At 61.7% G+C, this 14092-nt stretch carries 16 protein-coding genes; 5 read left to right on the top strand and 11 right to left on the bottom strand.

Annotation, left to right across the window (positions count from 1 at the left end; genetic code table 11):
- Positions 1–167: 167 nt before the first annotated feature.
- A complete protein-coding gene (locus BW978_RS09960) occupies positions 168–1226 on the top strand; it encodes an AI-2E family transporter (RefSeq protein WP_244551937.1) in 1059 nt (352 codons plus the stop codon).
- Here BW978_RS09960 and BW978_RS09955 read toward each other — a convergent pair.
- Entirely contained in the window at positions 1211–1768 is a 558-nt protein-coding gene (locus BW978_RS09955) for a GNAT family N-acetyltransferase (protein ID WP_076394973.1), read from the bottom strand. The two genes, BW978_RS09960 and BW978_RS09955, sit on opposite strands and share 16 nt — an antisense overlap.
- A gap of 247 nt (positions 1769–2015) precedes the next feature.
- Here BW978_RS09955 and BW978_RS09950 point away from each other — a divergent pair, with 247 nt between their 5' ends.
- A complete protein-coding gene (locus BW978_RS09950) occupies positions 2016–2999 on the top strand; it encodes a glutathione S-transferase family protein (RefSeq protein ID WP_076394545.1) in 984 nt (327 codons plus the stop codon).
- A 2-nt stretch (positions 3000–3001) separates the two neighbouring features.
- Here the strand turns inward: BW978_RS09950 and BW978_RS09945 are convergent, their stop codons facing one another.
- Positions 3002–3508: an NUDIX domain-containing protein gene (locus BW978_RS09945; RefSeq protein WP_076394543.1), complete on the bottom strand. Its 507-nt coding sequence runs from the start codon at positions 3506–3508 to the stop codon at positions 3002–3004.
- A 41-nt stretch (positions 3509–3549) separates the two neighbouring features.
- Here BW978_RS09945 and BW978_RS09940 point away from each other — a divergent pair, with 41 nt between their 5' ends.
- Complete coding sequence (locus BW978_RS09940; protein WP_076394541.1) at positions 3550–4458, top strand: metallophosphoesterase family protein; 909 nt, start codon at positions 3550–3552, stop codon at positions 4456–4458.
- Between the two features lie 3 nt (positions 4459–4461).
- Here the strand turns inward: BW978_RS09940 and BW978_RS09935 are convergent, their stop codons facing one another.
- The 7 genes from BW978_RS09935 to BW978_RS09905 form a co-directional block, all read right to left on the bottom strand.
- A complete protein-coding gene (locus BW978_RS09935; RefSeq protein ID WP_076394539.1) occupies positions 4462–5238 on the bottom strand; it encodes an alpha/beta fold hydrolase in 777 nt (258 codons plus the stop codon).
- Between the two features lie 5 nt (positions 5239–5243).
- Positions 5244–6959 carry a 2-isopropylmalate synthase gene (gene leuA, locus BW978_RS09930; protein ID WP_076394537.1) on the bottom strand — a complete coding sequence of 572 codons (1716 nt, stop codon included), beginning with the start codon at positions 6957–6959 and terminating at the stop codon, positions 5244–5246.
- A 327-nt stretch (positions 6960–7286) separates the two neighbouring features.
- Positions 7287–7535, bottom strand: a complete 249-nt coding sequence (locus BW978_RS09925; RefSeq protein ID WP_076394535.1) for a type II toxin-antitoxin system BrnA family antitoxin — start codon at positions 7533–7535, stop codon at positions 7287–7289.
- Entirely contained in the window at positions 7516–7785 is a 270-nt protein-coding gene (locus BW978_RS09920; RefSeq protein ID WP_076394533.1) for a BrnT family toxin, read from the bottom strand. Before BW978_RS09920 ends, BW978_RS09925 begins: the two co-directional genes overlap by 20 nt.
- Before the next feature lie 52 nt (positions 7786–7837).
- The gene (locus BW978_RS09915; RefSeq protein WP_076394531.1) at positions 7838–8062 is read right to left on the bottom strand and encodes a hypothetical protein; all 225 of its coding nucleotides are present in this window, start codon (positions 8060–8062) and stop codon (positions 7838–7840) included.
- Complete coding sequence (locus tag BW978_RS09910) at positions 8059–9240, bottom strand: benzoate/H(+) symporter BenE family transporter (protein ID WP_076394971.1); 1182 nt, start codon at positions 9238–9240, stop codon at positions 8059–8061. The genes BW978_RS09915 and BW978_RS09910 overlap by 4 nt, the downstream gene beginning before the upstream one ends.
- Positions 9241–9340: 100 nt before the next feature.
- Positions 9341–10525, bottom strand: a complete 1185-nt coding sequence (locus BW978_RS09905; protein WP_076394529.1) for a GGDEF domain-containing protein — start codon at positions 10523–10525, stop codon at positions 9341–9343.
- Positions 10526–10825: 300 nt separating this feature from the next.
- On the opposite strand from BW978_RS09905, the gene BW978_RS09900 reads away from it, so the two are divergent.
- Together BW978_RS09900 and BW978_RS09895 are read left to right on the top strand one after the other, a co-directional pair.
- Positions 10826–11923, top strand: a complete 1098-nt coding sequence (locus BW978_RS09900; protein WP_076394527.1) for a carboxynorspermidine decarboxylase — start codon at positions 10826–10828, stop codon at positions 11921–11923.
- 50 nt (positions 11924–11973) lie between these two features.
- A complete protein-coding gene (locus BW978_RS09895) occupies positions 11974–13212 on the top strand; it encodes a saccharopine dehydrogenase family protein (protein ID WP_076394525.1) in 1239 nt (412 codons plus the stop codon).
- Between the two features lie 180 nt (positions 13213–13392).
- Here BW978_RS09895 and BW978_RS23530 read toward each other — a convergent pair whose 3' ends face one another.
- Both BW978_RS23530 and BW978_RS09890 read right to left on the bottom strand, forming a co-directional pair.
- Positions 13393–13560: a hypothetical protein gene (locus BW978_RS23530; RefSeq protein ID WP_175616865.1), complete on the bottom strand. Its 168-nt coding sequence runs from the start codon at positions 13558–13560 to the stop codon at positions 13393–13395.
- A 60-nt stretch (positions 13561–13620) separates the two neighbouring features.
- On the bottom strand, positions 13621–14085 hold the full coding sequence (locus tag BW978_RS09890) for a cupin domain-containing protein (protein ID WP_076394523.1): 465 nt from the start codon (positions 14083–14085) through the stop codon (positions 13621–13623).
- Positions 14086–14092: the final 7 nt, after the last annotated feature.

The following is a 14092-nucleotide window of genomic DNA, read 5'->3' as shown; positions in this document are numbered from 1 at the left end:
GCCAACTAGTGGGCGCTCCGAGAAGATCGGAACATCGAGCCCTCCCCACTGTTCCCAGTCTAGGGTGCCGGCATGGCGCCAGCGACTTTGGCGAACAAGGGGCAATTCACATGAACCGAACGGACAGAGCATCAGGCCGCAATCAAGCGCGGGATAGAGGCGTGTCGATGCGCGTCCTGTCACTCGGCGTCCTCGCAGCGACGTTGATCCTGTTTCTCGTACTTCTGCCTGCAACGCTGCTGATGATTTTTGCCGGGCTGCTGCTCGCCGTATTCTTTCGGGCAGGAGGGCTCTGGATTGCCCGGCATCTGTCGCTGCGCCCGGCATGGGGTGTGGCGATCTTCCTCCTGCTGATCGTCGGTGGCTTTGCAATTGGCGGCACGGTCGCAGCGCCCGCCGTGTCGACGCAGATCGACCAGCTGTGGCGACAGCTCCCCGAAGCGGCACAGAGCCTTGCCGAGCGCATCGAGGAATATGCCTGGGGCCGCGAACTCCTCGATCGCATGGAGCAGACCGATCTCTGGTCCGGCGCTTTTGGCGGCGCCGCCACGCAGGCGCTTGGTTCCGCATTCGGCTATCTCGGCAACAGCGTCCTGCTGCTCTTCATCGCGCTCTATGGCGCGTTCGATCCCGGCACCTACAGAAGAGGCTTTCTGCGCCTGTTTGCGCCGTCGCTCCGTCCTGAGGCCGGCAACGTGATCGACGAGAGCATAGCGACGCTGCAGAGCTGGTTGTCGGCACAGTTGATCTCGATGTCCGTCGTCGGCATCCTGACCGGCCTCGGTCTCTGGCTGATCGGCATACCTCTCGCACTGGCACTCGGCCTGATCGCCGGCTTGCTCGCCTTCATCCCGAATGTCGGCCCCATCCTCGCCGCGATCCCCGGCTTGCTGCTCGCCGTGCCCGATGGGACAAATGCGGTGCTGATGGTGCTGGCCGTCTATATGTTCGTCCAGACACTGGAGAGTTACGTCGTCACGCCGATCGTGCAGAAAGAGAAAGTGTCCCTCCCTCCCGTCCTGGTGATCTCGTCGCAACTTGTCTTCGGAACGCTTTTTGGCCTCATCGGGCTCGCGATGGCAACACCGCTCACCGCCTTGTTGATGCAATTGGTGAACCGGGTCTACATCCGCGCCTGTCTTGAACAGGAAGGTGAACAACCAAACCCGGCACGCGAACGGCCGGGCCTTCCCTGGGAGCGGTCATCGCATCAGGCAGAGGCGTAGCACTTCGAGCCGTTGGCCGCGTCCGCGGCCTCGACAGGACTTGCGTCCCGCCAGGCGATCACGCCCTTCAAACGGTCGTGCACATCGCCCACCAAAGGCACGATCAGCACCCGGTTCGGATCGACAGGACCGGGGAAGTCGAGCGCCTTGTAGGCCACCTTCTCGAAGCCGAGCGGCATGTAATAGGGCGGGTCACCAATCAGAATGACGCCTTCCGAACCCTTCCGCCGCGCCGCCTCGATGGCAATCCGCACCAGTTCGCGGCCAATGCCCCGGTTCTTGTGGCTGGGTCTGACGGCGAGCGGTCCGAGCAGATGCCCTTGAACGCCGCCTGCCAGCACTGGCGTCATGCGCACCGAGGCAATCGTCTCACCATTGTCGGTGCAGATGAAGGAAAGTGACCGGTCATGCGGGCCCTGCTCGCGGATGCGCGCTGCCGCACGGGTATGCCGGCCGGGACCAAAAGCTTCTTCGTTGATGAGTTCAATGACTGCGTCGTGCGACGCATCCTCGGTGAGGTAGACAAGGCCTGAGTGAAACATGGATGACCGAAACCAATAGACAGACAGCAATAGGGTTCACGCGCACGAATATCGTGCGTTCGAGAGCGTCAGCGTCGTCGTGGGTTCCGTGCGAGGGTCATCGGGGCCTTCAAATCTTGGGTGTTGTTCCGATAGCAGCAAATTTTCTGTCCGTCCACGGAAAACGCACTGTTCAACCCATCACCCCTCGCAATTGCAGCCAGCAGCCGTATCTTGCCGGTCAAGTTGAAACGATAAGGAAGCGACGATGGGTAGACTGGTGGATGGCGTCTGGCAGGACGTCTGGTACGACACGAAATCGACCTCGGGGCATTTCAAGCGAGCCGACTCGAGCTTTCGCAACTGGGTGACGGCCGACGGCTCAGCCGGCCCTTCCGGCAAGGCCGGTTTCAAGGCAGAGGCAGATCGCTACCACCTCTACGTCTCCTATGCCTGCCCCTGGGCGCATCGCACCCTGATCTTCCGCGCCCTGAAGGGCCTCGAAGACCTGATCTCGGTATCAGTCGTCGATCCGCTGATGTTGTCGAACGGCTGGGAATTCCATGATCGTGATGGCGCCACGCCCGACCACCTCTTCGGCTCCGACTATCTCTGGGAGGTCTACGTCAAAGCCGACCCGAAATTCTCCGGACGCGTCACGGTGCCGGTGCTCTGGGACAAGCATCAGAACACGATCGTCTCGAACGAGTCTTCCGAGATCATCCGCATGTTGAATTCGGCCTTCGACGGCCTGACCGGCTCGACCCTCGACATGCACCCTCAAGACCTTCACGCCGAGATCGACGAGGTGAACGCCCGTATCTATGACACCGTCAACAACGGCGTCTACAAGGCTGGTTTCGCCACCACCCAGGAAGCCTATGAAAGCGCCGTCTATCCGCTCTTCGAGACACTCGACTGGCTGGAAGAGCGCGTCACCGGCCAGCGCTACCTCTTCGGCACACGTATGACGGAAGCCGACTGGCGTCTGTTCACCACGCTGGTGCGCTTCGACCCCGTCTATGTCGGCCACTTCAAATGCAACATCCGCCGCATCGCAGATTATCCCGCCCTATCGGCCTATCTGCGCGACCTCTATCAGACGCCTGGGATCGCCGAGACGGTCGAGATGCGCCACATCAAGCACCACTATTACCGCAGCCACACCATGATCAATCCGACCGGCGTCGTTCCCGTTGGCCCTGATGAGGACCTGATGAACCCGCACGGTCGAGAAAAGCTCGGCGCCTGACCTCACCAGTGGTGCGCGGGGGAGATTTCCCCGCGCAGTTCCGCGATCCGTCGCCGCGTCGCCTGGGTCACGCCCTCCGGCAGAGCGTCGAAGTGGAAGAAACCCGCCTCGGCAATTTCCCGGTCCGCCGGACGTGGCCCTGTCTGGCGCACGTTGACGCGGTAGAGCAAGACGTGATCGCGCCGGCTGATGCGCGCGTTGAAGTACACATGAAAGAGCGCGGGAGAGTCGACGGCTTCAAGATTGCCCTCCTCCCGCATCTCCTTCAGAAGCGCCTCCACCGCCGTCTCACCGCGCTCCACGCCTCCACCCGGCATATGCCAGCCCGGCACATAGGTGTGGCGAACGAGGAAGATCCGCCCCGCCTCGTCGAAACAGGCCGCCCGCACCCCGAGCGTCATGCCACGGCTAACGGCGAAATAGACATGCAGAAGACGAACGAGGAACCTCTTCGGCCATCCGAGCCTTTCGCTATCGGGGCCGGTTTCGGCCCCACCCGCTGGCTTCATTTTCCTTGCCCCTCGGTGTCAGCGCCGTTAAGAGAAGCGCCATGTTCAAGCTCGCCCACATCTCCGACGTGCATCTCGGCCCGCTGCCGAACCTGACGATCCGGGAATTGGCCTCGAAGCGGATTACGGGCTATGTGAACTGGCATCGCAACCGCCGCAAGCATCTTTTCCCCAATGCACTGGAAATGGTTCTGGACGGGCTGCGCGCCGAAAATCCCGATCATCTCGCAATCACCGGCGACCTCGTGAACCTCGCCTCGAAGCTTGAGGTCAAGCTGGTGGCGGAATGGCTGAGTGAAGCGGGCGCACCGCTGGACACCTCGGTTGTCCCGGGCAATCACGACGCCTATGTCCCCGGCGCGCACGAGCGCTCGGTCCATGCCTGGTACGACTATATGCGCGGCGACGACGACCCGCTGATCTTCCAGGACGATCATAAGCTCTTCCCCTATATCCGCCGCCGCGGGCCGGTCGCGCTCATCGGCTGCTCGACCTCCATCGCCACCCCGCCGTTTTCCGCCCAGGGCTATTTCAGCGGCCGCCAGGCGCGCGAGACCGCAGCGCTTCTGAAGGCCGCCGGCGAGGAAGGCCTTTTCCGCGTGGTGATGATCCACCACCCGCCGATCCGCGGAGCCGCCCCCCAGCACAAGCGTATGATCGGCATCCGCCGTTTCGCCGCTGCGATCCGCACAGGCGGCGCCGAACTCGTGCTGCATGGCCACACGCATCTCAACACGCTCTACTGGCTGACGGACCGCGAAAAGAAGGTCCCGGTCGTCGGGATAGCCTCGGCAAGCCAGGGGCCTGGCGCCAAGAAACCCGCCGCTGGCTACAATCTCTTCTCCATCGATGGCGAAGCTGGAAACTGGCAACTCGACTGGCAGCGCTACAAGATCGAGCGCGAGGACGAGCCGCTCAAACTTGATCACAGCGAGCGCCTGCTCGGCTGACCTCTAGGCCTCCGCCACCGCCGCTCGGATTGCCGCAGCCACCCTATCCGGCGCTTCGTCGATCAGCATGTGCCCGACATCCTCGATCAGAGCCACGTCAGCGCCAGGCCACACATTCTGCGCCTGCGCGACCGGCAAGATCGGGTCCTTGGTCCCCCAGATCAACCGTGTCGGGATGCCGAGACCGGTGAAAGAGGAAAGCGGCAACGTCCCCTGCCCGATCTGCCCGTTTGTTTCCACGAAGAAGGATTGGAGGATCTCCATCAGTCGATCCGTCGCCCCGGGAAGCCGCCGCGCATCCGCGAGCACATTGAGATCCGACATATAGGGCGCGGCAGCTGGCGCAGCCATCAGAGCCAACCCAGCTGCCAATTCTTCGGGTTCGACCGCCGAACCGTATCGGCGCAGGGCCTGATGATCGATCTTCGAGCCAAAGCCCCCGGGTGCCGCAAGCGTCAGCGAGAGCACACGATCGGCTGCCTTCAGCGCGATCAGGCTGGCTATCGCCCCACCCATGGAATGGCCACAGAGATGAAAGCTTGGAATCTGGCGCTTGTAGAGATCATCAAGAATAGCCTTGGCCATGACGCCGGCATGCCCCACGCCCTCGGCGTCAAGCGAGCGCCCATGCCCCGGCAGGTCATAGACGACAAGCGCCTGGTCTCGGTCGAGCCGCTCGATCACCGGCGCCCAGGAGGCGCCGATCCCGCCGAACCCATGCAGAAGCACGAGCGGAGCCTTCGCCGAGGACGGATGTCGAACCTCGGCGAAGAGCGTCATGGCGGTTAAGCCTTCTTCTGCTCGTCGAGCACGCGGTTGGCGGCCGAGACGATCGCCTCCAGCGACGCCGTCACGATATTGGTGTTGATGCCAGCCCCGAACAGCTTGCCGCCCGCATGCGCCATCTCAACATAGGCAATCGCCGCTGCATTCGAGCCATGCTGCAAAGAATGCTCGGAATAATCCTGCACCGAGAGGTCGATGCCGAGATAGGTCGACAGCGCATTGACGAAGCCATCGATCGGACCCGTGCCCTTGCCTTCGATCCGCTTCGTCTCGCCCTTGTCGGTAATCTCAGCGGCAACCACCCGAATACCCTTCTGGTCAGTCCCGGCCGGGTAGGTGTGGTGATCGACGAACTTGATGCGCGCGCCGGTCTGATCGACGTACCGCTCGATGAAGCGGTCGTAGATCTTCTTCGACGGCAGTTCCTTGCCTTCCTCATCGGTGATCCGCTGGATGTCCTCGCGGAACTCGATCTGCAGGTTGCGCGGCAGGTTGATGCCGTAGTCCTCCTGCAGGATATAGGCGATGCCGCCCTTGCCCGACTGCGAGTTGATCCGGATGATCGCCTCATAAGTGCGGCCGACATCCTGCGGGTCGATCGGCAGATAAGGCACTTCCCACACCGGATGATTAGCGGTCTTGATCGCCTTCATGCCCTTGTTGATCGCATCCTGGTGCGAACCGGAAAAGGCCGTATAGACCAGTTCACCCACGTAGGGGTGCCGCTCGGGAATGACCATCTCGTTCGAATATTCATAGACCGCCTTGATCCGCTCGATGTCGGAGCAGTCGAGCTGCGGGTCGACACCTTGCGTGAACATGTTCAGCGCCAGCGTCACGATATCGACATTGCCGGTGCGCTCACCATTGCCGAACAGCGTCCCCTCGACACGGTCGGCACCGGCCATCAACCCGAGTTCGGTTGCCGCAATGCCCGTGCCCCGGTCATTATGCGGATGCAAGGAGATCAGCACGTTTTCGCGGTTATCGATGTTGCGGCACATCCATTCGATCTGGTCGGCATAGATGTTCGGCGTCGCCATCTCGACGGTCGATGGCAGGTTTAGGATCAGCTTGTTGTCCGCGGTCGGCTTCACTTCGGCGATGACGGCGTTGCAGATCTCCAAGGCCACTTCCAGCTCGGTGCCGGTAAAACTCTCAGGCGAATACTCGAAGCGATAGCCGCCACCAGCCTTCGCCGCCATGTCCATGATCATCTTCGCCGCATCGACCGCGATCTGCTTGATACCGGCGACATCCTTGCCGAACACCACGCGGCGCTGCAGCTCGGAGGTGGAGTTGTAGAAGTGGATAATCGGGTTCTTGGCACCTTCCAGCGCCTCAAACGTCCGCGTGATCAACTCCGGGCGGCACTGTACCAGCACCTGCAGCGATACATCGGCGGGCACGCCGCCCTCTTCCACGCACCAGCGGGCAAAGTCGAAATCAGTCTGCGAGGCCGAGGGAAAGCCGATCTCGATTTCCTTGAAGCCCATGTCGAGCAACAGCTGGAACATGCGCGCCTTGCGGTCATGGCCCATCGGATTGACCAGCGACTGGTTGCCGTCGCGCAGGTCGACCGAGCACCAGATCGGTGCCTTGTCGATCACCTTAGACGGCCAGGTGCGGTCCGGAATGGCAATTTGCGGATAAGGGCGGTACTTGGTTGCGGCGTCCGGCATGCCCTGCTTCACGGTATGGGTCTTCAAAATCATCGTCTTCGTCTCTTCTCGTCCTCGTCGGCGTGAACGGCTGATAACAAATCAGCCTGGCTTTGACACGTCCGAACGAACCCTGTTCAGGGAATTACTGATCTGGATTAGGGAGTTTTCGAGGAGCAATCGCCAAACGGCTGACCCGGCCGCCGGGCGCTCCTCAATGGACCCGGCAACCGCGGATAAGGCCGAGAAGAAGAAGCGAGTTTGGCACCGACGCGACGAAGCTGGCCGCAGTGCGGGCCGTCATTTCAGTCGCAGCAATGGTCGTGCCGTTGATCTTCATAGGGTCAGGAATAACGCGATGAATTGAATCGCGCAAGAGTGTTATTCGGCGGCGGACCGGCGCTCCTGTTCGAGACGTTCGTCGACCCACCTTGAAATCAACTCATCGACCGACAACCCAAGACGTTTGGCCTCGGTGGCGATCTCCGTCGCACTGTTCTCGCCGAGTTTCACAAGAAAAAGGTTACGGCCAACATCGCCCGTCTTGGCCTGAGACCAATCCAGATCATCGTCGACATTTTCACCGCTATCGAATTTTCGATCGAACTCTTCAGCTGTCATCTTGGCCATAGGCCAGCCTTTCCGGTTTTCTGGCTCGCCTCACCGGGATGATCCTGATGCGGCGTCCACGAAGGGTAAACACACCTGTCCAGAGTGGTCCCTTGATGCTGCCGACCGTTAGAAACCGTACTTCTTCACGATAGGAAGCAGCGAGCGTTTTCTTGCTAGGATCATACCACAACTCCTGCGCCGCCGCGAAATCGATTCCGTGCTTCGCCTTGTTCGCCTCGCTCTTGGCCGGATCGAATTCGAATTCCATGCGCAAAACCTAGAGCAACCCTGGCGATTGCCCCAGATCCGACACACCTCACTCACCGCCGCCAGAACCGTGCGATCAAGGCCGCAGCGAGGAAGCCAAGCGCAATCACACCCCAGAGCATCCCGCCATCGGTTACATTGCTGCCGTCGGGCGTGACACAACTCGATTGCGAGGCCGCTATGCAGTCCCGCCAGATCCAGTAGCGCGTGTAGAAGACATAGCCGAATAAACCGGCAGCCAGTGCGAAGACGACAGTCCGAATGCGGAACCGCCTCATGCTCGAGCCTTGGCGAGCTTGACCAACCCCAGCATCGCCACCCCCGCGATCAGCCCCCAGAACGCCCCCGAAATCCCAAGAATGGAGATTCCCGACGCCGTGACGAGAAACGTCACCGCCGCCGCCTCCCGCGTCTCCGGCACCTGGAAGGCTGCAACCGAGGACCCCGAAAACGCCCCGATCAGCGCCAGACCCGCAACCGACTGGATCAGGATCGGCGGCGCGAGCGACACGAAACCGGTCACGGCACCGGCCGCGAGCCCGAGTAGCACATAGCCGATGCCGGCGATGATTGCCGCCCAATAGCGCCGCTTCGGATCCTGATGCGCGTCCTCGCCCGCACACATTGCCGCTGTAATCGCCGCAAGGTTCACCGCATGGCCGCCGAGAGGTGCCGCGAGTGCCGAAAACAGACCGGTGACCGCAAACATTGGCCCCGGCTGCGGGTCATACTTGTTGACCTTGAGGATCGCGATCCCGGGAATATTCTGCGAAGCCATGGTGACGATGAACAGCGGCAGCGCGATCGACACCAGCGCCGGCAGCGTGAAAGCGGGCAACACGAACTCGACTGGCGGCGCAAGTGATGCCGCCCAGCTGGCCATTGCTCCCTCCGGCAGGTCGACGCCGAAGACGATGACGACGACAAATGTCAAAAGCGCAGCCGGCACCGCATAAAGCCGCTTGAAGGCCGCGACGACAGCCCAGACGACAAGGATCGGCAGACCGAGCAAGGGATCGAAGGCGACGGCCTTGAACGGCGCAAAGCAAAGATTGAGGATCACGCCGGCCAGCATCGCATTGGCGATCGGCGCGGGAATTGCTGCAACCGCCCGCCCGAAGGGCCGGATGAGGCCCGCGAGTATAATCAGCGCCGCACAGACGAGAAACGCCCCGACGGCCGCCGGAAAACCGCCCAGCGGAATGCCCGCCGTCGCCATCAGCGCGGCCCCCGGCGTCGACCAGGCAACCGAGACCGGCAGCTTCGTCCACACACTCAGGACGATCCCGCAGATCCCCATGGCGACCGACAGCGCCATCAGCCCGGAAGCCGCCTCGTAGTCGGTGGCGCCCACCCCCTTCAGACCCTGCAGCACCACGGCAAAAGAACTAGCAAAACCGACAAAGGCGACAAGCACGCCCATGAAGGCGGCCTGGGGGGAGAAGTCTTTCAGCATGGCAGGACTCACAGCACCGGTCTCGATGGACGACAGCCGAAACAAATTTACACCCATCTGGCAAGGCAGGCGCGGCCACCGCAAGACCTGCAGCCGCTCTTCAGGCGCCGCTCGCGGCCATAATCGCGCTATCGCACGAGGCTTGCTCGGACGAGTCAGGCTCCTCGTAGAGCCGCACGCGGTTTCGCCCCGCCCTCTTGGCAACGTAGAGCGCATGGTCGGCGCGCGCAGCCAGCCGCTTGGTGGACATTTCTTCCCCTGCGACCGAGGCACCGGCACTCAGCGTCACGGGGATCGTCACGCCTTCATAGACGACGCTGAGGGCTTCCACCTCCTGGCGAAGCATCTCGCCGATCGCTAGCATGTCGTCTTCGGAGGCGCGGGGCAGATAGAGGCCGAATTCCTCGCCACCCGTCCGGGCAAAATAGGCGCCCTCACCCAGCCGCGCCGCCATTGCCTGAGCCGCACTCTTGAGCACCAGATCCCCGGCCAAATGGCTGTAGAGGTCGTTCACGCGTTTGAAGTGGTCGAGATCGATGACCATGAAACCACTGCCGTTGGGTGCGAACTTAGGCAGCCGATCCATCAGCCAGTAGCGGTTGTGGATGCGGGTCAGACTATCCGTCTCCGTCAGCGCGATCAGCCGCTGCTCTGCCCGCTCCTGCACAAGGATGAGAACGAACATGGCAATCGCAAACTGGCAGAGGATCAGCACCAGAAAGGTCGCCGCCGGCGGAAAGCGAAAGATCTCGGGGGTCACGATCCCCCCAATCGTTGTCAAAGCGATCAGCGCCTTGCAGGCCAGCGCAGCCGCGAGCCCATACCGGCTGCCAAGCCTTTCCTGTTTCGGATCCGACAAGGCGAACGCCGCGCTGCCAAGGGCATAGAGCCCCATGGCCGTCAGGAACGCCGAAGCGCGGTAGAGATTGACCAGATGAAATTGCGTGACGATGGCCGCAACGGTGAGCACGGCAGGCGCCAGCAGCAGCCACCACCAGCGCCCGGCCGATCGCTCTGTCAGAAGGTTTGCGAGGCCAATGAAGAACAGCGTGTAGGCCAAAGGCCCTGACACGAAGGATACGAAGGTCCAGGTCGCGTAATCGACCACGCCCTGCTCGCCAGCCCCGGCAATCAGAGATCCCAGCGCCAGCACCAGAAAGGCGACCGCCATCTTGCCAAGCCCCCGGTTTCGACGCGACCGGTAGCGCACATAGAGAAAGCAGATAGCACCGACCACCAGCGACAGTGGATGCAGGATCAGAATAGTCGCGAGGTCGAGATGCATGACGTGTCCAGGGCATAACCGTTACCCCAGCAACTAACAGCGCAGAGATTTCCGATTGCTGAACACTGCCCGTCGCCCAACGCATGGCTGCACTCGCAGGAATGCAAGGCGGCAGGCCGCCACGCGCCTAAGGCGCTGCGTCATCTGCCCTTCATGAAAATCGGGCAGGCAATCTCCATGCCGAAACCCTGAGCTTCCGCTTGCCTTTTTACCCCCTTTTGCCTATGGGACCCCTCCGACGCATTCGGGGCGTCCCGTTCACTTCCGCCAGATATGGCTGGGTTCACGAAGGATAGAGCCTTGATCCAGACTCCTTATTACCTGATCGACAAGTCCAAGCTGCTCCAGAACATGGAGAAGATCGCGACACTGCGCGAACTCTCCGGCGCAAAGGCGCTTCTGGCGCTGAAATGCTTCGCCACCTGGTCCGTCTTCGACTTCATGCGCGACTATATGGACGGCACGACCTCGTCGTCGCTCAACGAAGTCCGCCTCGGCCATGAGCGTTTCGGCAAGGAAACCCACGCCTATTCCGTGGCTTATGCCGATTACGAGATCGACGAAGTCGTGTCCCATGCCGACAAGATCATCTTCAACTCGATCGGCCAGCTGACCCGCTTCGAGAGCCAGTCCTCCGGCATCATCCGCGGCCTGCGTTTGAACCCCGGCGTTTCGTCCTCGAGCTTCGACCTTGCAGACCCCGCCCGCCCCTTCTCGCGGCTGGGCGAATGGGACCTGAAGAAGGTCGAGCCGGTCATGGACCTGATCTCCGGCTTCATGATCCACAACAACTGCGAAAACGGCGATTTCGACCTGTTCGACACAATGCTCGGCGACATCGAACAGAAGTTCGGCCCGCTGCTCAAGAAAGCAGAATGGGTCAGCCTAGGCGGCGGGATCCATTTCACCGGCGACAACTATCCGCTGGAGAAGTTCGCCGAGCGCCTGAAGCGCTTCTCCGGCGAGTTCGGCGTCCAGGTCTATCTGGAACCCGGCGAAGCCTCGATCACCAAGTCGACCACGCTCGAAGTCACCGTGCTCGACAGACTTTACAACGGCAAGGATCTTGTCGTGGTGGATTCATCCATCGAAGCGCATCTCCTCGATCTTCTGATCTACCGGGAAAGCGCGAAGGTCCATCCCAACCAGGGACCGCACCGGTACCAGGTCTGCGGCAAGTCCTGCCTTGCTGGCGATATCTTCGGCGAGTTCAATTTTGAAACTGAATTGAACATCGGCGATCGCATCTCGCTGCAGGACACCGCCGGCTACACGATGGTCAAGAAAAACTGGTTTAACGGCGTGCAAATGCCGGCAATCGCCATCCGCGAACTGGATGGCAGCCTCAGGACGGTCCGTGAGTTCGACTACACGGACTACGAACAAAGCCTGTCTTGAAATCCTTCAAGCCCAGGTTCTGACGATTGGACATAGGAGTTGGTCCCATTATGAAGAAGAACGTGCTCATCATCGGCGCCGGCGGCGTCGCCCAGGTGGTCGCGCACAAGTGCGCGCAGAACAACGACGTGCTCGGCGACATCCACATCGCTTCGCGCACCAAGGCGAAGTGCGACGCGATCATCGCTTCCGTGCATGAAAAGAAGGCGATGAAGCAGGAAGGCGTGCTCGAAGCCCACGCGCTCGACGCGCTCGACATCGAAGCCACCAAGGCCCTGATCAAGAAGCTCGGCACCGAGATCGTCATCAATGTCGGCACCGCCTTCCTCAACATGTCGGTGCTGCGCGCCTGCATGGACACCGGTGTGGCCTATATCGACACCGCGATCCATGAAGAGCCGAACAAGATCTGCGAGACCCCGCCGTGGTACGGAAACTACGAGTGGAAGCGTGCGGAAGAATGCGCTGAAAAGGGCATCACCGCCATCCTCGGCGCCGGCTTCGATCCGGGCGTGGTCAACGCCTATGCGCGCCTCGCCAAGGACGAATATCTCGACAAGGTGACCGACGTCGACATCGTCGACATCAATGCCGGCAGCCACGGCAAGTATTTCGCCACCAACTTCGACCCGGAAATCAACTTCCGCGAGTTCACCGGCGTTGTCTATTCCTGGCAGGGCGGCGAATGGCAGGTCAACAAGATGTTCGAGATCGGCAAGGACTACGACCTGCCGGTCGTCGGCACCCGCCGCGCCTATCTCTGCGGCCATGACGAAGTGCATTCGCTGGCAAAGAACATGGACGGCGCCGACGTGCGCTTCTGGATGGGCTTCGGCGATCATTACATCAACGTCTTCACCGTGCTGAAGTCGATCGGCCTCCTCTCCGAACAGCCGGTCAAGCTCGCCGACGGTTCCGAAGTGGTCCCGCTCAAGGTCGTCAAGGCCTGCCTGCCCGACCCCTCCTCGCTTGCCCCGGAATACGAAGGCAAGACCTGCATCGGCGACTACGTGAAGGGCTTCAAGGACGGCAAGGAAAAGACCGTCTTCCTCTACAACGTCGCCGACCACAAGGAAGCCTATAACGAAGTGGGCAGCCAAGGCATCTCCTACACCGCCGGTGTCCCGCCGGTCGCCGCCGCCATGCTGGTCGCGACAGGCGAATGGGACGTCAAGAAGATGGCCAACGTCGAAGAACTGCCGCCCAAGCCCTTCATCAACCTCCTGAACAAGATCGGCCTGCCGACGCGCATTCAGGACGAAGACGGCGATCGAGCTGTCGAGTTCTGAGAGCGCCGGGAAGCGCTTGATGATCAAGGGAATGCGGACCCCGCCGGAGAAATTCGGCGGGGTTTTTCTTTGGCCAAAAGGCCCACCGCCGTCATCCTCGGGCGCAGTCCCGAGGATCTACTGCCGTCAGCGGCAGGGTCGACGGTGCGGATGCCATGGCACAAGGCCGAGCATGACGACCTAGCCGTGCCCAGGCGCTTGCGGATAGCCCCACCGCAACCCCGACCACCATGTCAGATGCGCCGGCACGCCTGCGAGCACGCCGTTTCCCGGTGCAGCCATCGCGAAGCTGAGAGCCACGCCACAGAACACGTGAAGCGCGACGAAGAGAAGGAACAGATAGGGCATTGAGGATCCTGCCTCGCTCGATGGGAAGCGGGGCCCCGCCGTCGCGGCGGGGCCTGAGGTTCAAGCTGCCTGAGCATCAGTGCCGGCACTGATGAAGCGAATACCAAACCGCTCAGATACCGCCTGAAGGCCGGCCGGGCCGGCCGGTGCGGACTCGGCAACCGCCTGGAAGAAGCCTTCGAAGCCACCCGGCGTCACGATGATCATCAACCGGCCCATGCTGTCGCCGACATTCTGGAAGCGGTGCGGAACGCCACGCGGCAGCAGCACGCAGCCTCCCTCCCCGACTTCCGTCTGGCGCTCGCCGCAGACGAACAGGAAGCGGCCCGAGAGGACGCGGAAGAACTCGTCTTCCCGCTCGTGGACATGCAGCGGAGGCCCTTCACCTGCGGGGATCGACGCCTCGAACATGCCGAAGCTGTTCCCCGTCTCGTCTGCGGAAATCCGGATCAGGTGCGGGCCGAAGCCGAGTGCGATCCGGCCTTCGCCGGGCTGGGAAATGATGGGGGTATTGAAAGTAGTCATGTGCGTT

Source organism: Rhizobium sp. RU33A (genome assembly GCF_900156055.1).
Lineage (GTDB): Bacteria > Pseudomonadota > Alphaproteobacteria > Rhizobiales > Rhizobiaceae > Allorhizobium.
Note: the sequence above shows the minus strand (reverse complement) of the source record. Positions and strands in the feature narration are given on the sequence as shown.